This is a genomic window from Streptomyces sp. NPDC005492 (assembly GCF_040605995.1).
GTDB lineage: Bacteria > Actinomycetota > Actinomycetes > Streptomycetales > Streptomycetaceae > Streptomyces.
The window spans coordinates 222,494-240,279 of the sequence record NZ_JBEXDX010000011.1 but is presented as its reverse complement, the minus strand read 5'-3'; the positions used below and the strand labels follow the sequence as shown (position 1 = coordinate 240,279).

The 17,786-nt window shown below is 69.3% G+C and carries 13 protein-coding genes; 9 read left to right on the top strand and 4 right to left on the bottom strand.

The window, feature by feature from the left end; genetic code table 11:
• Positions 1-204 precede the first annotated feature (204 nt).
• On the top strand, positions 205-1,839 hold the full coding sequence (locus ABZT04_RS18230; protein WP_356057608.1) for a hypothetical protein: 1,635 nt from the start codon (positions 205-207) through the stop codon (positions 1,837-1,839).
• 18 nt (positions 1,840-1,857) lie between these two features.
• Here ABZT04_RS18230 and ABZT04_RS18225 read toward each other — a convergent pair whose 3' ends face one another.
• Positions 1,858-4,413 carry an NB-ARC domain-containing protein gene (locus ABZT04_RS18225; protein ID WP_356057607.1) on the bottom strand — a complete coding sequence of 852 codons (2,556 nt, stop codon included), beginning with the start codon at positions 4,411-4,413 and terminating at the stop codon, positions 1,858-1,860.
• A gap of 130 nt (positions 4,414-4,543) precedes the next feature.
• Here ABZT04_RS18225 and ABZT04_RS18220 point away from each other — a divergent pair, with 130 nt between their 5' ends.
• Positions 4,544-5,404: an alpha/beta hydrolase-fold protein gene (locus tag ABZT04_RS18220; RefSeq protein WP_356057606.1), complete on the top strand. Its 861-nt coding sequence runs from the start codon at positions 4,544-4,546 to the stop codon at positions 5,402-5,404.
• Between the two features lie 222 nt (positions 5,405-5,626).
• Positions 5,627-5,827, top strand: a complete 201-nt coding sequence (locus ABZT04_RS18215) for a hypothetical protein (protein WP_356057621.1) — start codon at positions 5,627-5,629, stop codon at positions 5,825-5,827.
• Positions 5,828-5,862: 35 nt separating this feature from the next.
• Here ABZT04_RS18215 and ABZT04_RS18210 read toward each other — a convergent pair whose 3' ends face one another.
• From ABZT04_RS18210 to ABZT04_RS18200, 3 genes are all read right to left on the bottom strand, one after another.
• Positions 5,863-7,353, bottom strand: coding sequence for a cellulose-binding domain-containing protein (locus ABZT04_RS18210; RefSeq protein ID WP_356057604.1), 1,491 nt, complete (start codon positions 7,351-7,353; stop codon positions 5,863-5,865).
• Positions 7,354-7,574: 221 nt separating this feature from the next.
• Positions 7,575-8,894, bottom strand: coding sequence for a radical SAM protein (locus ABZT04_RS18205; RefSeq protein WP_356057603.1), 1,320 nt, complete (start codon positions 8,892-8,894; stop codon positions 7,575-7,577).
• Between the two features lie 210 nt (positions 8,895-9,104).
• A complete protein-coding gene (locus tag ABZT04_RS18200; protein WP_356057602.1) occupies positions 9,105-9,776 on the bottom strand; it encodes a pyridoxamine 5'-phosphate oxidase family protein in 672 nt (223 codons plus the stop codon).
• A gap of 147 nt (positions 9,777-9,923) precedes the next feature.
• On the opposite strand from ABZT04_RS18200, the gene ABZT04_RS18195 reads away from it, so the two are divergent.
• The 6 genes from ABZT04_RS18195 to ABZT04_RS18170 all read left to right on the top strand — a co-directional run bounded on the left by ABZT04_RS18195 (position 9,924) and on the right by ABZT04_RS18170 (position 17,758).
• Positions 9,924-11,168 carry a D-arabinono-1,4-lactone oxidase gene (locus ABZT04_RS18195; RefSeq protein WP_356057601.1) on the top strand — a complete coding sequence of 415 codons (1,245 nt, stop codon included), beginning with the start codon at positions 9,924-9,926 and terminating at the stop codon, positions 11,166-11,168.
• A 136-nt stretch (positions 11,169-11,304) separates the two neighbouring features.
• On the top strand, positions 11,305-12,546 hold the full coding sequence (locus tag ABZT04_RS18190) for an ROK family transcriptional regulator (protein WP_356057600.1): 1,242 nt from the start codon (positions 11,305-11,307) through the stop codon (positions 12,544-12,546).
• Between the two features lie 11 nt (positions 12,547-12,557).
• Positions 12,558-14,414, top strand: coding sequence for a glycoside hydrolase (locus tag ABZT04_RS18185; RefSeq protein ID WP_356057599.1), 1,857 nt, complete (start codon positions 12,558-12,560; stop codon positions 14,412-14,414).
• A 223-nt stretch (positions 14,415-14,637) separates the two neighbouring features.
• Complete coding sequence (locus tag ABZT04_RS18180; protein ID WP_356057597.1) at positions 14,638-15,903, top strand: sugar ABC transporter substrate-binding protein; 1,266 nt, start codon at positions 14,638-14,640, stop codon at positions 15,901-15,903.
• Between the two features lie 20 nt (positions 15,904-15,923).
• Complete coding sequence (locus ABZT04_RS18175; RefSeq protein WP_356057596.1) at positions 15,924-16,892, top strand: sugar ABC transporter permease; 969 nt, start codon at positions 15,924-15,926, stop codon at positions 16,890-16,892.
• Positions 16,889-17,758, top strand: coding sequence for a carbohydrate ABC transporter permease (locus ABZT04_RS18170; RefSeq protein WP_356057594.1), 870 nt, complete (start codon positions 16,889-16,891; stop codon positions 17,756-17,758). The genes ABZT04_RS18175 and ABZT04_RS18170 overlap by 4 nt, the downstream gene beginning before the upstream one ends.
• Positions 17,759-17,786 lie beyond the last annotated feature (28 nt).

The window sequence follows — 17,786 nt, the reverse complement described above, 5'->3', positions numbered from 1 at the left end:
CGCAGAAGGCGAGCCGCGAGCCGCGAGCCGCGAGCCGCGAGCCGCGAGCCGCGAGCCGCGAGCCGCGAGCCGCGAGCCGCGAGCCGCTGAGTGGCGGGAGTCGCGGAGTGGTTAGGGGCTGCTGCCGTGTTCGGTAGCCTGCCGCTTCGCGTCCCGGTGGGGAACGACGCCTCTCGGTGGAGCACGTTCCACAGTGAGCGGACCTTGGTCGTCGCCGCGCGTACGGTCACCTCGACCGTACGGGTTCTGGAATCACTCCCCGCTCTGCTGCGCGACGACCCCCGCGTGAGTGTCGTCTTCGCCCACGACCCGACGTCCGCCTTCAACTCCGGCGTCCTCGAACTCCTGCACAGCGCCGGGTGCCGGGTCATGCCGTGGGAACAGCTCGCGCGCATCACCCCCGATCTCATTCTCTCCGCCAGCGAGAACATCGACGTACCGGAGGGCGACTGCCCGGTCCTGGTGCTGCCCCACGGGGTGGGCTTCCAGAAGTTCGTCCCGGATTCACGCGGCCCGCAGGACCGGCTCTCCGGAGTCGTACCGAACGCTTTGCTGGAGTCGGGACGTGCCTGGCTGGCCGTCTCGCATCCCGCCCAGGAAGAGCAACTGCTCGCCTCGTATCCGAAGGCCGCAGGGCACACCCTGCTGGTCGGCGACCCGTGCTTCGACGAACTTGTCGCCAGCCGGCCGCACAGGAACGCCTACCGGGAGGCGCTGGGCGTCACGGAGGAGCAGCGGCTGGTCATGGTGAGTTCCACCTGGGGGCCTACATCGCTCCTCGGGAGCCGCCCCGACCTCGTCGCCCACCTCCTCGCGCAACTCCCCTGCGACGAATACCGCGTCGGCGCGATCATCCACCCCAACGTGTGGTCGGCGCACGGGGCATGGCAGATCCACACCCTCCAGACCGCCGCACTGGACGCGGGACTGCTGCTGATGCCGGCCGTCCATGCCTGGCGGCCCGCGCTCGTCGCGGCGGACGTCCTCTGCGGCGACCACGGTTCGGTGACGTTGTACGGCGCGTCCGTCGGCCTGCCCGTACTGCTCGGCGCGTTCGGCGCGGACGCGGTGGCGGGAACCGCGATCGACGACCTGGCGTCCGTCGCACCCCGGCTCGATCCACGCGGGAGTCTGCGCCGGCAGGTCGAGGACGTCGTACGCGAGCACACACCGCAGCGGTACGCGGCGGTCGCGCACCGGGCCTTCGCCGAGCCGGGACAGGCCCTCGCCCGACTCCGCACCGCCCTGTACCACCTGCTGAAGCTCCCGGAACCGTCCGCCGCGGCACCCTCCGCCCGGGCGTTGCCCGTTCCGGACCCGCCCGCCGCGTCGGTCGATTCGTGGCAGGTGACCACCGATGTCACCGGGACCAGCGAAGGGCTGACGGTCACCGTGCGGCGGGTCCCGGCGGCCGTGGCCGGCCACTCGGCAGCGGGCCGGGACTCGTCGGCGTCGTACACGCATCTCGCGTGTGCGGACGACGAGCGCGACCGGCGGCTGACCGAGAGCGCCTCGGTACTGGTCCGACGCCACCCCGCGCCCACCGCGGTCGGGGCACTGCACTGGATCCGGGACACGCTGACCCAACTACCCGGAAGTCTCCTCGCGGCATCGGCGGTTCGGGGCGGCGGCACTCTCGTCGGGCTGCGGGACGGCCGGGTCGTGGAGGCGGCGGCCACCGGCCCGGTGCGGGACCCGGGCCTGCCGGCCGCCGTCGTCTACGCCTGTCTGCGCGCGGGGCATCCGCTGCACGGCACCCACGTGACGCTGCGCATCGGGGACACACGGGACGAGGACGTCGTACTCCGACTTCGTCCCGCCGCGCCGCCGACCCGGTAAACGGCCCCGGGGCTGATGTCAGCCCTCGAGATCTCCCAACCGTCGCCGCAGCTCCGCCGCCCGGGGGTTGCCGAGCGCCTCGTGGATCTCGACGGCACGGACCAGGCACTCGCGCACCAAGTCCGTACGACCGCCCGCCTGTTCGGCGATGTCCGCCCGTGCGATCAACGCCTCCGCCTCGTAGTGCATCGCCTCCTGCTCGCGCAGCTCCCGGGCGGCCTCGCCGAGCACGCGAAGCGCCTCCTCGGTCTCACCGAGGTGGCCGTGCACGACGCCGATGGCCGCTGTCGCCCGGGCCGCCATGCGCAGGTCCGGTTCGTCGTCGGACAGCAGCTCGCTACGTGCCCGTAGCAGCGTGACCATCGCCTCCGCGTGATCGCCCGTCGCGTCCTGCGCGCATCCGAGGAAGAGGGCGGCGATGGCGGCACCCCGGGTTTCCTCGGCGAGCACGTTGAGTTCCAGGGAGCGCCGATACGCCTCGGCGGCGCGGGACGGTTCGAAGAGGTCCCGGTACCGTCCGAGGAACTCCTGCACAGAGGCCCGCAGATCGAGGCGGTCGACCGTCTCGGAGCGGGCGACGGCGGTCTCCAGTTCCCGCTTCGCCCGGTCGTTCTCGCCAAGACCCAACAAGGGGCGCGACAGCAAGCTCCGCAGTCGCGCCTCGGCAGCCGTGGCCTCCTCGACCTCCCGTTCCGTGGCCGACGGAGCCGCCGCCGCGGCCGCCGCCGCCACGGCGCCCAGCTCCAGCGACTCCTTCCAGGCTCCGAGGTAACGGCGGTACAGGAACAGTGCCGTGAACGCTTCGGCCAGTCGCCAGACCAGGGTGTGCGCCCCGTGCCGGGAAGCCGTGCGCAGGACGGCCAGGATGGCGGAGTGCTCGGTGTCCAGCCACTCCAGCGGCGGTGGGCCGCCGACGGCCGCGAACGGGTCGGCGGCGTCCCGCAGCAGGGCCGAGAGGTCGGCGATGCGCAGCCGGTTCTTCTTGAGTGCCCGGTCGGCGAACGCGGTGAGGACGAGATAGTGCGTGCCCACCCGCTCGATCACCGCGGCATGCTCGGTCGCCGACTCCTCCTGCTCCGCGCACTCCCGGGCATGCAGGCGCACCAGGTCGTGCATGTGGTAGCGCCCATCGCCCAGGGACTCCACGAGACTCGCTTTCGCCAGGACCCCCAGCAGGCGTTTGACGTCTCTCGTGTCGAAGTCCGCGGCGACCGCGGCCACGCCGGCGTCGAAGGTGCCGAACGGAAGCCACCCGATCCGGCGGTAGAGCCGGGCGGCATCGGCCGGCAGGAGCCGGTAGGCAGGACCCAGAACAGCGGACACCGAGTACTCCTCTCCCTCCCATGACATCCCCGCCAGCCGCCCGGCCTCGTCGTCCAGCTCCGCGGACAGCGCCGCCATACTCAAGCCGTCCTCAGTGACCAGCCGTGCCGCGACGATCTGCAGGGCCACGGGCAGACCGCCGCACAGTTCCACCAGCCGTACGGCAGCGTCCCGTTCGGCCTCGACCGCCTCCGCGCCGCAGCGGTCGGCCAGCAGGGCCAGCCCGCCGTGCGTGTCCAGGGGTTTGACGGAGATCAGGCGCGCTTCGTTCCTCATCGCCAGTTCGCCCAACCTGCTCCGGCTGGTGACCAGCACCGCGCTGCCCGGGCCCTTGGGAACCAACGCACGTACCTGCGCGGGCTGGTTCACATCGTCGAGGACGAGCAGGATGCGCAGGTCCGCCGAGCGCGACCGGAACAGGTTGGTCCGCTCCACGAGGGAGTCCGGAATCGCGCTGTGGCTTCCCGGGAGAGACCTCAGGCACATGGCCAGGGCCTCGGAAACGTCCGCACCCGTAGCGGCCGGCATTGTCGACTGATCACGCAGGGCCGCGAAATCCACGTACAGCTGACCGTCCGGGAAGCGCCCCCGCGCCGTTTCCGCCCAACGCCGCGCCATCGTGGTCTTGCCCACGCCGGGAAGCCCGTCCAGCACTCCTACGTCGACCCGTCCGAAGGTGTCTCCCCTCGCACCGAACATGTCGTCCAGGGCGGCGAGTTCAGCCGTCCGGTTGCTGAACGGGACGGTCAGGGCAGGCACCTGGTCCGGCCTTGCCGGGCAGTCGGCCGCGGGCGCCTGCTGGATGGTGTAGGCGATCCCCCCGTGGATCTGGGCCCCTTGGAAGACGGGACCGTAGTACGTGCCTCCGCTGACCAGGTTCACGAAGGCGCGCGACGCGTCCGGCGCGACGTCGGCCAGCAACCTGCCCAGCTCCTCGGCCGCGCCGGGATCCTCCCGGAACAGCGTCTCCAGGCGCTGCCGCCACCGCGCCCTGGCGGCCTCCTCGGCCCCTTCGTCACCCGCGGCCCGGGCTCGGGCCAACTCCTCGCTGGACAGCCGGAGTTCTTCCTCGGCGGACCCTCCCGAGGCCCGTCGGCCGAGCACCCGGGCCACTCCGGCCTTCGCCCGCTCCCAGGACTCCGACACCATCAGCCCGACCAGCGTCGTCGCCCCCGACACCGCAAGCGCCGCCAACTCGGCTTCCACACAGTCCCCTTCGTCCATCCAGCCCCGCACGGGGCGGTCGGACACCAACCGTAGAGAGATCTTGGACGCTTGGACAGCCCGGCTCGCTGCGCACGCGCATCCGCTCCGTTCTGTTCCGTCCCTGATGCCCGAAACCCCTTTGAGGCAGGTCGTGGACTCTCCTAGGTTGGCCCGTGTGACGATCGAGGTTCCCTATCAACCGCTTCCGATCCACCAGTCGGACGTCCGCTACGCCCACGGCCCCGACTCCATCGCCCAGCCCGGCGTCCCCCGCGGCGAGACGATCGAGTTCGACTGGAACGACAGCGCGAGCTACCCCGGCACGTCCCGGAAGTTCTGGGTCCACGTGCCGGCACGCTACGACCCCGCCGAACCAGCGTCGCTCATGGTGTTCCAGGACGGCTGGTGGTACCTGGACCCCGCGGGTGAGGTCCGCGGCGCGATCGTCCTCGACAACCTCATGCACCGGGGTGACATCCCGGCGACCATCGGCGTCTTCGTCGACCCCGGCGTCTTTTCCGGCGCCGAATATCCGAAGAACCGCAACACCGAGTACGACGCGTTCGACGATCGGTACGTCGGTTTCCTCCTGAACGAGATCATCCCCGAGGTCGGCAAGCGCTACTCGATCACCGAAGATCCCGATCAGTGGGGCATCTGCGGTGGCAGCAGCGGCGGCAACTGCGCCTTCACCGCGGCATGGCTGCGCCCCGACAAGTTCCGCCGGGTCACCGCGTTCCTGTCCAGCTTCACGCAGATGCCGGACGGCAACCCGTACCCCGAACTCATTCCGAGCGTGCCCCGCAAGCCGCTGCGCGTCTTTCTCCAAGCGGGCCATCGCGACCTGCGCTGGAACGAGCCCGAGCGGAACTGGCTCGCCGGCAACCTGCGCGTCGCGGCCGCGCTCGCGGAAGCCGGATACGACTTCCGCCTGGTCCTGGGTGACGGCGGCCACAGCCCCAACCACGGTGGCGTCCTGCTCCCCGATGCCCTCCGCTGGCTGTGGCGGTCCGACGAGTCCTCTTTGATGGCCTAAATATTCGAACACGTGCTTGAATCTGGTCATGCGATCGCTGCCTCACCACCTCACCCGGCTCCGCTTCCGCCCCTTCCACCCTCTCCGCCCCTTTCATCCCTCCTGGCGCCTGGAACGGTCGTACGGGAATGCGAGTGAGCGGCTGCACCAGTGACGGACTGGGACGGGGAGGCGCAGGTACCGGATGATCCCGGAGACCGGTCCGGGCCGGTTCGCGTGATCGTGCTTCCGCCGTTGGCCAGGGGCGGCCGGCGTGTGCGCGTGGACGGCGAGATCCTCGGCCTGGCCCACAACCTGGCCGACATCGCCGAGTTCCTCCGCCGAGCCGGGCTGGAGATCGACCCGGCGGAGCTGGCGGAGTCACCGTGGATCGACTGGCGTGGTGTGGGGCCCGAGCGCTGGGGCCCCGAGAAGAGCAGCTGACGGGCCACCCCGGCCCCTGGTCCCCGCGCCCCCAACTACTGGGTGCAAGCGCCCCCATTGAGCGTGAACCCGTACGGCGCGGAGTTCTTGCTGTTGTTCCACGTCCCGAGGAAGCCGAAGGTGAAGCTGCCGTTCGCGGCGACGTTCTTGTTGTAGTCGGCGGCGGTGGCGGTGACCCGGGAGCCGTCCTGGGCGACGCTCGCGTCCCACATCTGCGTGACCTGCTGGCCGTCGCGGTAGGACCAGGCGAGGCGCCAGTTGTCGAGGGCCTTGGTGGTGGTCACGGTGACAGCGGCCTGGAAGCCGTCGTTCCACTGGTTGACCATGTCGTACGTGACCTCGCAGCTCGCCGGCGCGCTCGCGCTCGAACTCGTCGTCGGGGACGGTGAGTTGCTCGCGGTGGCCGAGGCGGTGCCCTGAGGTTCCGTGTCGGGGTTCCTGTCGCTGGGTGAGGCTGTCGCCGTGTGGCTCGCCGCGGACCGGCCGGTCGAGGAGGCCGTGGCCGGCGGGCGCGCACCGACGGACGCCACCGTGGAGCTGGGGTCGGCCACCGGCTGGCGGTCGGCGTCGTCACCGGCCGCGCTGTCGCGCCCGGCACCGGCCATCGGCATCATCGAGACGCCGAGCGCCACCAGCGAGAGAAGGACGGCGGCAGCGAGTAGACCGTTGCGCACGAGGCGCGCCTTGGTCGCGCCCTCCCTCGGCTCCCCGGTCTCGATCTCGGCCGCGGGGCGCCCCGCGCCCAACCGCACCTCGGCGGCCCGGCGGCGGCGCTCCAGATAGGCGAGCCCGCCCCAGCCGATCACACCGCTCGCGAGGGCCGACGGCAGTCCGCCGCCCTGCAGCCGCAGACAGGCGGCGGCCTCCGCGCACTGCACACAGGTGGCGAGGTGCCGCGAGAGGTCCTCGGGTGTGTCGGCGGACGGCGAACGGGTCACCGCGTCCAGCAGCCGGGCATAGCTGCGGCACTCGGCGGCCATCGGTGTGTCGAGGTGACTGCGATGGCAGCGGTCCCTGAACAGGCCCCGCACCTGGGCGAGTTCACCGGAGACGAGCGCCGGGTCGAGGCCGAGGCGGCGGGCCACGACGGGCATCGGCAGTGCCTCCACCTCGGCCAGCCACAGCAGCGCCGCGTCCGCTTCCTGAAGGTCACGCAGGCCGCGCAGCGCGATCGGGCGCTGCAACGGCATGCCGGTGTAGCGGGCCGCCTTGTCCGAGTTGAGCCACAGCCGCAGATCCGGGTCGAGCCGGTGCCCCCGCCCGGCGGCCTCCCAGGCCGCCGCCGTGGTCCGTACGGCGGTCAGCAGCAGCGGTATCACCGGCAGCACGCGCCGGGTCGAACCGCGCATCGCGCCGGACCCGGCGCTGCGGGCCTCCTGCATGCCGAGCGCGAACGCCTCGCCGGCCAGTTCGGTGGCCGAGGCGGCTCCGGACGTGCACAGGTCGGCGTAGGACAGCACGGCGTCCCAGCACTCGGTGAACAGCGCTGCCTCAGCGGCGTCCTGAGGAGTCGGCAGGTCGGGCATGGGTCTCCTGCATCCACGAATGACGGCCAACTAGCTCTGACGGTAAGCGAGTTGGAGGGGGGCTGCCTCGTGACAGGGCAAGAGCCTTTCACGCATCCCACACAACTGACAAGCCGCGTATTCAATTGCGGTAACTGTCAGTCGCCCTCTGTGCAGTTGTACGTGTTCGAGCCTCTCCCGTCTCACCGGTCGCGGGAGTTGACCACACCGTTACCGATTCCTTACAAGGATGCGGGCTCCTCGGCGGGAAGGCTGTCCATGAAGGAGCTGACGGAGAAGACCGCGCGGCCGGGGCCCGGTTCGCCGTATCCGGGCGGGGACTTGAGGCCGAAGTCCTCCATCGTCGAACGGTAGGCCTCCAGCAGCCGGATGTGGTACTCCAGCGGAGCGCCCTGCGGATTCGCCTTGCCCAGCGGGGTGGTCGGCTCGGGGCACCAGGTGGTGAAACGGGGTGTGATCCCCTGCGACATGAAGAAGCGCAGCCCCTCGGTCGTCGACGCGATCGCCTCGTCGACGGTCTTGAACCCGAACGGCTCCGCCATCTCCACGCCGGCCACGAAGTTGGGGATCACATTGCGCGCGCCGAAGATCTCGGCGGAGTCGAGGATGCGCTTGTGCCACTCGGCGCGGCCGACGTAGCGCTCCTTGCCCGGGCAGTGCAGCTTGAACAGATACTCGTCCCACACCTCGTAGTTGGGGTGGTAGATCTGTACGCCGTAGTCCTTGAAACGCTGTACGTCGTCCTTGGGCAGCGCCTGGGCCACGACCTTGCCGATCCACCGCCCGGGGAACCGCTCCTCGATGGCCTTGGCGTAGTGGCCGTAGAAGTCGGCCTCGTCGCGCCCGGCGACCGTCTTGGTGATCGCACCGCCCGTGAGGGTGTAGGCGGTGGAGACCTTCGCGGTGTCGTACCGATCGATGATCTCCAGCGCTTCCAGCACCTCCTCCACATCCTTGACGCCCGTGTACGGCCGCCCGGCGGCCTTGTGCTGGCGCCAGTTGTGGTTGATGTCGCAGTACTGGCACTCCTCCTTGGCGCCGAAGTACTGGCAGACCCGGAAGACGGTGAGGTAGATGAGATACCCCCACTGGATGGTCGGGGCCACCTCCATCACGGACTTCCCGTTGGCGAGCTTGTGCCGGTAGTACTCGGGCATGGGCGGCACCCCGACATCGGCGATCCGCTTGCCATCCAGATACAGCCCGAGCACGCCGTCGTCATCGGCGGCCACGCGGTACGGCGAGGCCGGATTCACGCGCACGGAGACGACGGTCCGCCGCAGGTCGTACGGCCCGCCCGTGAGGATGATCTCCTCCGGCGGCCGCCGCAGCGCGGCCTCGCCCAGCTCCGGCAGGGTGCCGTGGTCGAAGGAGAAGATGAAGTACGACTTCGGCTTCACCTCACCGCCCTCGTTGTCGCTCAGCGCGGACGGGTCGAAGGCGACACCCCCGCGCAACAGGTCCTCCTTGAAGACGGCTTCCCGCGGCACATGCGGAAAGCGCTCCATCAGGTCCTCGACCAGTGCGGTACGGCTGCCCATCCCGTGTCTCCTCCCGACTCGGCCGCCCTGCTCAGGCGTACGACTCCTCACGGTATGCCCCCGGCGGTGTTGAGGTGGGAGCGGGGGGCGGGTGTGGTGCGGGGAGGCGGGGTGCGGGTCGGGTTGGGTTGGGTTGGGTCGGCCATACACCCCTGGCGCCGCCGTCCCATCCGGCGCGGGACGCGGGAGCGGGGCGCGGGTCTCGGCGGGTCAGCCCTGCACGGCCCCCTGCGCAGCCCCCTCCCGGCGAGCAATGTGGTCCGGCACCGGGATTCCCGGCGGCAGCAGCGGATCCGGTATCGGCGTGCCCCATGTCGCGGTCAGCGGCAGCGTGCCCGCCCACAGGCCCAGTTCCGCGTCGGGCCCGTCGCCGTCGTCGGGCGCGCCGGTGCGGATCTTGACGGAGGCCTCGTCGAGGGAGAGGGCGAGCAGTGTGGTGGCGGCGAGTTCCTTCCGGTTCGGCTGCCTGGCGTACGACCACTGCCCCGGCGTCGCGTGTTCGGTGAGGCGGCGCAGCCCGGCGAGTTTCTCCTCCGGGTCGGTGACCTTGCGGGGCACCCCGTGGATCATCGCGCTGCGGTAGTTGACCCCGTGCTCGAAGACCGACCGGGCCAGCACCAACCCGTCGACATGTGTGACGGTGACGCACACGGGAGTGCCGCCCGCGAGGCTACGACTGGCCACGGACCCGTGGAGATAGAGCCGCTGCCCGTCCCGCCCGTACACCGTGGGGACGACCACCGGACGCCCCTCGATCACGACCCCGAGGTGGCAGACGAACCCGGCGTCGAGGATCGCGTCCAGGTCGGCGCGGTCGAGGCTGCCCTGTTCGCGCAGGCGGCGGTGGCGGGTGAGGTCGGTGATGGGGAGAGAGTCGGTCATGACACGCGAGGCTACCGATACCGCAGGAAATAGGCTACGAATTTACCCATCACGCCACTTTAGAGACCTCACGTCAACGAAATCCGCATCGGCCGTCCGCAGGTGAGAGGGTCGGGGAAAACGCACGCACCCGGAGGGACGGCAGGGATGACGGAGACGGTCACCAACTGGGCCGGCAACATCACCTACACGGCGAAGGAACTCCACCGCCCGCGCACACTCGACGCGCTCAGGACCCTCGTGGCCGAGAGCCACCGGGTCCGGGTGCTGGGCAGCGGCCATTCCTTCAACGAGATCGCCGAGCCGGGCCCCGACGGCACCCTGCTGACGATCGCCGCCCTGCCGCCCGAGTTCGACGTGGACACCGCGGCCCGTACGGTACGAGTGTCGGGCGGCGTCCGGTACGCGGAACTGGCCCGGCGGGTGCACGGCCACGGGCTCGCCCTCCCCAACATGGCATCCCTGCCGCACATTTCGGTGGCCGGCTCGGTGGCGACCGGCACCCACGGCTCGGGCGTCCGCAACGGTTCGCTCGCGGCGGCCGTCCGTGAGGTCGAGATCGTCACGGCGGACGGCTCCACGGTGACGATCGACCGCACCGACGAGCGCTTCGACGGCGCCGTGACCTCGCTCGGCGCCCTCGGTGTCGTCACCTCGCTCACCCTCGACCTGGAACCGGCCTTCGAGGTCGAGCAGTACGTCTTCACCGAACTCCCGCTCGCAGGGCTGGACTTCGAGACGGTGGCTGCGTCGGCGTACAGCGTGAGTCTGTTCACCGACTGGCGGGAGCCGGGCTTCCGGCAGGTGTGGCTGAAGCGGCGCACCGACCAGTCACCGGTCGACTTCCCGTGGGCCGCGCCCGCCACGGAGGCTCTGCACCCGGTGCCGGGCATGCCCGCGGTCAACACCACCGAGCAGTTCGGGGTGGCGGGCCCCTGGCACGAGCGACTGCCGCATTTCCGGGCGGAGTTCACCCCGAGCAGCGGTGCCGAGTTGCAGTCGGAGTACCTGCTGCCGCGCCCGGCCGCGCTCGACGCGCTGCACGCGGTCGACGGCATCCGGGAGACCGTCGCCGGTGTGCTCCAGACCTGCGAGGTGCGGACGGTGGCCGCCGACGCGCAGTGGCTGAGCCCGTCGTACGGCCGGGACACCGTGGCGCTGCACTTCACCTGGATCGAGGACACGGAGGCGGTACTGCCCGTGGTGCGGCGGCTGGAGGAGGCGCTCGACGCCTTCGACGCGCGGCCGCACTGGGGCAAGGTGTTCACCACGGAGGCGGCGACACTGCGCGAACGCTATCCCCGGCTCGGCGACTTCGCGGCGCTGGCGCGGAGCCTCGACCCGCAGGGTAAATTCGCCAACACCTTCGTCCGGGACGTCCTCGGCGACTGAGGGGACCGATGGCGGGGGCCAGACTTTATACAGCCCCTTTCCTAACCCCTTGTCGAACCTCACCCGCAGCCCATAGCCTTGCCGCGCGCCGGTGCCGTCGTGCCCCGGCATGACGGCAAAGGGTGGGGGCACCTCGGTGAAGCGCACATCACGTGACATCCGTACCGCGAACCGCTACGAGGTGCTGCGCCAGATCATCGCCGAATCGCCCACCTCCCGGCAGGAGTTGGCCGCAGCCACTGGGCTGAGCCTGGCCACGGTCGCCACGCTCGTCGGTGAGCTGCTCGATCTGCGGATGATCACCGAGGTCGGATTCGAGGACTCGGCGGGGGGCCGCCCGCGCGGTCTCGTCGCCGTCAACGCGTCCGGGGGCGCACTGATCGGCGTCGACATCGCGGAGACGTACATCCATGTCGAGTTGTTCGACCTGGCGTTGAACGTGCTCGCCCGCGCCGACGAGGACATGCGGCCCGGCGAGAGCCTCCCGGAGCAGGTGGTCGGCCATGTCGCCGCCGCCGTCCGCTCGGTGGTCGCGCAGGCCGGCATCGAGGCGGCCCGGGTGCTCGGCGTCGGGGTGAGCGTGCCGGGTCAGGTGGACCGGAAGACCGGCGTCGCGGAGTACGCCCCCAACTGGGACTGGCACGACGTGCCGTTGCTCGACCTGCTCTCCGAAGTCATCGACTACCCGCTCTACTTGGACAACCCGCTGCGGGCCGGCGCGGTCGCCGAGATGTGGTTCGGGGCGGCGCGCGGACGCGGGGACGCGGTGGTGGTCAACCTCGGGACGGGAGTCGGCGCCGGGCTCGCGCTCGGCGGTGGGCTGTACCGGGGGGTGAGCAACAGCGCCGGCGAGTGGGGCCACACCACGCTCGTCCTGGACGGGCGGCTGTGCCGCTGCGGCAACCACGGCTGTGTGGAGGCCTATGTCGGCGCGCCCGGAATCATGCTGAATCTACGGGAGTTGAGCCCCGAGAGCCCGCTGCTGCACCCCGAGGACCAGACGGCCACCATCGACGCGCTGGCCCAGGGCGTGGCCGCGAACGACCCCGTGGCCCTCAAGGTCGTGCGGGAGACCGCCCGTTACATCGGCGCGGGCATCGCCAATCTCGTCAACGTCCTCAACCCAGAAGTGGTCGTGCTCAGCAGTTGGGTCGCCCGCAAGCTCGGCACCCCGCTGCTGCGCGAAGTGCGCGAGGCGGTTCAACGGCACGCGCTCAGACGGCCGTTCGCCGCCACCGATATCGTCCTCTCCCCCATCCCCACCGATCCGGCGTGCCTGGGCGCGGCGACGTTCGCACTCGAAGGGGCACTGCAGTCGGTCGGGCAGCGGGCGAGGCGCACCACCCCCGCAAGGAGCCGTACCGCACCACCTTCATGACGACGGAAGGGATGCACGTGACTCACCCCCACACCAGGAGATCGATCCTCGCGACAGCGGCGGCCGCACTCGCCGTCACCGGCGCCTTGATCTCCGCGCCACCCGCGAATGCCGAAGGCGTCGCACCGGCCGAGGTCTCCCCCCATGCCGCCCAGACCATCGACAACATCGGTGCGTCCGGCGCCTGGTGGGTCAACGACCTGCAGCACTTCAGCCCGGCCGTTCAGGCGCGGGTGGCCCAACTCCTGTTCTCCTCCAAGGGGTTGGACCTCAGTTCCTACCGCTACAACATCGGCGGCGGTGGCACCGCGGTGACCACCCCGGCCCGCGCCGCCCAGGACTTCCTGAACGCCGACGGGACGTACGACTGGAGTAAGGACAAGGGCGGCCGGACGTTCCTCAAGTACGCCGCGCAGTACGGCGTCCAGGACCTGATCGGCTTCGTCAACAGCGCGCCCGCGCAGTGGACCACCAACGGGCAGAGCTGCGGCGGGCAGTTGAAGGCGGAGGACGAGGGCGCCTACGCGAAGTACATCGCCGATGTCACCGCCCACTTCGCGAAGCAGGGCGCGAAGTTCGACTACATCAGCCCCTTCAACGAGCCCGACAACAACTTCGGCGACTGCGGTCAGGAGGGCATGCAGGTCACCGTCGACCAACGCGACGACATCGTGCGGGCGTTGGGCGCCGAGCAGCAGGCCCGGCACCAGCAGACGTCCATCATCGCCGACGAGTCGAGCAACACGGTCGGCTTCAGCACCGAACTCCCGCAGTGGATCTCGCAGCCGGACACCGCCCAGTACGTGTCCAAGCTGGCGCACCACACGTACAACAACCCGAACGACGGCCAGTTGGGCAACGTCTACGAGACGGCGAAGACGGTCGGCAAGCCGTCCTGGGCCACCGAGATCTGCTGCTTCGGCAAGGGCACCACGGGCTGGAACCAGGAGTACGACCCGACGATCGACAACGCCCTGCTGATGTCGCGGATCATCTACAAGGACTTCGCGACCTCGCACGACTCGGCGTTCCAGTGGTGGGTGGCCCTCGCCAGCGGCTACGGCACGGACCCGGCCGCGCGCAACGACGTCGGCTGGAACGACGGGTTGATCTACTACGACCCCGACTACGCGACGAACGGGAACCAGTCGCTGTACTTCACCAAGCGGTACTACGCGCTCGGCCAGTACAGCAAGTTCGTGACACCGGGCTCCGTCGCGCACAACGTGACGGGCGCGCCGAGCGGCGTCGAGGTGACCTCCTACGACCGGGACGGCCAGTGGGTGGTCGTGGTCAACAACCAGAACACCACCGCCACTTCGCTGAACCTGCGCTTCAACAGCAAGACGCCGGTGCGCACGACCCAAGCCGTGCGGACGTCGACCACGGAGAACTGGGCGAAGGTCGCAAAGCCCGACGTCAGCGGCTCCACGCTGTCCACGACCCTCGCCGCCCGCTCGATCACGACGTACGTCCTCGACCAGAAGGACCGTAAGCACCAAGGGAGTTCGACAACCGTCACCGGCGCCCTCCAGGGCAAGCAGTCCGGCAAGTGCCTGACGGCGGACGCCTCGGGGGCCGCGATCGGCACCTGCACGGGCGGGGTGGAGCAGGCGTGGTCGTACGACGCGAAGGGTGGCCTGAAGGGCGCCAACGGGTATCTGACGGAGGGGAGTTCGGGGCTGACGACGACCGCCGACTTCACGGGTGATCCCGGGCAGCGGTGGCTGCTGAACGGCAACGGGCAGATCCTCGGCGAGGCGTCCGGGAAGTGTCTCGACGTGAGCGGGCAGTCGACCGCCGACGGCGGCAAGGTGATCCTCTACAGCTGCAACGGCGGGGCCAACGAGGCCTGGTCGAAGGTGTAATGACCACCTGAACGCGCGGTGCGGGCCGCCTCTCGGCGACCCGCACCTTCGTCACGTCCGGTATTCCGAACGCTACACAACGCTTCGAACAGACTTCGTCCAACCCCTTGCCGAAGGATTGGGCGAAGGTTAACGTCCCGCACCGCACCTCGATTTGAGCCACGGGCCGCTGAGCCGTGGAGCCGCAGCCGCGCGAGAGACCGCGAGAGACAAGGACGTCACCATGTCGGCAATGAGCAACAGCAACTGGTCCCGCCGATCCGTATTCCGGGCGGCGGCGGGGATGGCCGCGGCCGGCACGCTGGCCGCCTGCGGAGGCAACAACGGCCGTGGCGGAGGCTCGGGTTCGGGCAAGCAGCTCGTCCAGTACTTCCACGCGTACGGCGAGGCGGGGACGGAGCAGGCGATCAAGCGCTACGCGAAGGCCTACAGCAAGGCCAACGTGTCCACCACCTGGATCACCGGCACCAACTTCGAGGCCAAGCTCTTCTCGTCCCTGCTCACCAAGCAGGCGCCCGACGTCTTCGAGTTCCACCCGCAGTTGCAGTTGGTCAAGAGCGGTCAGGTGGCGGACCTGAGCGACATCATCGACCCGGTCAAGGACGACTTCAATCCGGCCGACATCACCTCCCACACGGTCGACGGCAAGATCTACGGGATCCGGATGATCGACGACCCGCAGTTCTTCTACTACCGCAAGTCGATGCTGGAGAAGGCCAAGGTCGAAGTCCCCACCACGCTCGACGAGTTGCTGGAGGCCGCCGCCAAGCTCACCACGAGCAAGGTCAAGGGCGTCTACCTCGGCAACGACTTCACCTCGGTCCAGAACAACGTGATCTGGTCCGCGGGCGCCGACACCCTGAACGCGAACCACGAGATCGCCTACCACACGGACGCCGTCGTCGACGGCCTGAAGAAGCTCCGGACCCTGTTCACGAGCGGCCATGTGCTGCTGGACGCCCCGACCGACTACTGGGACCCGTCCTCGATCGACCAGGGGCTGTGCGCCATCCAGTGGGGCGGCATGTGGTCCATGCCGGCCATGCAGCAGGCGCTCGGCGACGATCTCGGCGTCTTCCCGTTCCCGAAGGTCGGCGACAACGGCAAGCCCTCGGTCACCAACGGCGGTTGGTCGATGTTCGTCAACGCCAAGGGCAAGAACGTCGAAGCGGCCAAGGAGTACGTGAAGTGGCTGTGGATCGACCAGAAGAAGTACCAGGAGGACTGGGCGCTCTCGTACGGCTTCCACATCCCGCCGCGCACCTCGATAGCCGCGCAGGCCACCAAGCTCAAGACGGGGCTGCCTGCCGAGGCCGTCAAACTCTTCACCGACTACGGCCACTTCGACAACATCAGCTGGGACCAGACCATGATCACCGCCTTCAACGACGTGATCGCGTCCAGCGTCCGCAAGAACGGCAACCCGGAGGCCGCGCTCGACGCATGCGACAAGAAGGTCAATGTCGAGCTCAAGAAGCTGTTCGGATAGACCGGCGGGCGGAACACGACATGTCGACCACCACCACGCGCGGGGTCGCCCAGCCCGCCCCGGCCAAGGCCTCCCAGGCTCGGCCGCGGCGGGGCCTGCGGTCCAACGCCACCCTGAACTTCTGGCTCTTCACCGGCCCCTTCCTCATCGGCCTGGTGATCTTCGTCTTCGTCCCCATCGGATGGAGCATCTGGCTCAGCTTCTTCGACGCCCGCTACACCGTCACACCGAGCGACTTCATCGGCCTCGACAACTACCGGCAGATCCTGACCAACAGCAACTTCCCCGATTCGCTGCTGACGTTCACGGTGTTCGCCGCGTTCATCGTGCCGACCACCTGGGCGCTGTCACTGGGTCTGGCGCTGCTGGTGAACCAACTGCGGTTCATGCGGGCGTTCTTCCGGTCGGTGTTCTTCCTGCCGACCGCCGTGTCGTACGTCGCCGCCGCGCTGATCTGGAAGATGTCCATCTTCACCGGTGTGCGCTTCGGCCTGATGAACACGGTCCTCGGCTGGTTCGGCGTAGACAACATCGCCTATCTGTCTAACCCGAGTCCGCCCTGGTACTGGGTGGTCATCGTGAGCCTGCGGCTGTGGATCCAGTCCGGCTTCTACATGATCCTGTTCCTGGCAGCCCTGCAGAACATCCCGGCCGAGCTGTACGAGGCCGCCGAGATCGACGGCGCCAAGCGGGGCTGGCAGACCTTCCGGTACATCACGCTGCCCCAACTCCGGGCCACGTCAACGGCGGTGGTCCTGCTGCTGCTCATCGCCGCCTACCAGGCGTTCGACGAGTTCTACAACCTCATCACGACCAAGGCCACTTGGGCTCAGACCCCGCTCATGGAGCTGTACAAGGCGGCCCTCGGCACGAACCAGGACTACGGCGCCGGCAGCGCGGGCGCGGTCATCCTGTCCCTGCTGATCTGCGTCATCACCCTCGCCCAGGGCAAGATCATGGGCTTCGGAAGGGGGGAGGAGTCCAAGTGACCACCACCGCACCGCAGTTGGGCAAGAAGCGCGGCAAGAGGCGCGGCGGCGTCCTCGGCAACACGGGCCTGTACCTCGCCGTCTCCGTCGCCGCCCTGCTCTTCCTGATCCCGTTCTACCTGATCCTGCGCAACGCCCTCTCCACGGACCCGGAGATCACCGGCGAGAACTGGAAGCTGCTCCCCTCCTTTCAGTGGGGCAATATCTCCGAACTCTTCGACGACCAGACCGTCCAGTTCGGCCGCGCCCTGTGGAACTCCACGGTCGTCGCCGTCCTGATGACCGTGGGCACCCTGCTCGTCTGCTCGCTGGCCGGCTACGGCCTGGCCCGCATCCCCTACAAGCACTCCAACAAGGTCTTCTACGCCGTCCTCGCGACCCTGATGGTTCCGACGGCCGTGACCTTCGTGCCGAGCTTCGTCCTCGTCTCGTCCCTCGGCTGGGTCGACACCTACCGGGGGCTCATCATCCCGGGCCTGTTCAGTGGTTTCACCTGCTTCCTGTTCCGGCAGTACTTCCTGGGGTTCCCCAAGGAGTTGGAGGAGGCGGCACGCGTGGACGGGCTCGGCTACTGGGGCGCGTACTGGCGGATCGTCGTACCCAACTCGCTGAACTTCTTCGCGGCGATCGCCACGATCACCTTCATCAGCGGCTGGAACGCTTTCCTGTGGCCGCTGGTCATCGGCCAGGACCCGGGCTCCTGGACCGTGCAGATCGCCCTGTCGTCGTTCATCACGAACCAGACCGTCAACTTCCATCTCATCTTCATGGCCACCGCAGTTTCCATCCTGCCCCTGGTCTTCGTGTTCCTCTTCCTCCAGCGCTGGCTGGTGCAGGGGATCGCACAGACCGGCATCAAGGGCTGACGCCTCCCCCCTGACGAACTGGAGACCG

What these genes read in the sequence shown, in the direction of transcription:
- ABZT04_RS18210 (WP_356057604.1), bottom strand. Translation starts at nt 7,353, where the DNA reads ATGCCCGACCTGCCGACTCCTCAGGACGCCGCTGAGGCAGCGCTGTTC.
- ABZT04_RS18205 (WP_356057603.1), bottom strand. Translation starts at nt 8,894, where the DNA reads ATGGGCAGCCGTACCGCACTGGTCGAGGACCTGATGGAGCGCTTTCCG.
- ABZT04_RS18200 (WP_356057602.1), bottom strand. Translation starts at nt 9,776, where the DNA reads ATGACCGACTCTCTCCCCATCACCGACCTCACCCGCCACCGCCGCCTG.
- ABZT04_RS18195 (WP_356057601.1), top strand. Translation starts at nt 9,924, where the DNA reads ATGACGGAGACGGTCACCAACTGGGCCGGCAACATCACCTACACGGCG.
- ABZT04_RS18185 (WP_356057599.1), top strand. Translation starts at nt 12,558, where the DNA reads ATGCACGTGACTCACCCCCACACCAGGAGATCGATCCTCGCGACAGCG.
- ABZT04_RS18180 (WP_356057597.1), top strand. Translation starts at nt 14,638, where the DNA reads ATGTCGGCAATGAGCAACAGCAACTGGTCCCGCCGATCCGTATTCCGG.
- ABZT04_RS18175 (WP_356057596.1), top strand. Translation starts at nt 15,924, where the DNA reads ATGTCGACCACCACCACGCGCGGGGTCGCCCAGCCCGCCCCGGCCAAG.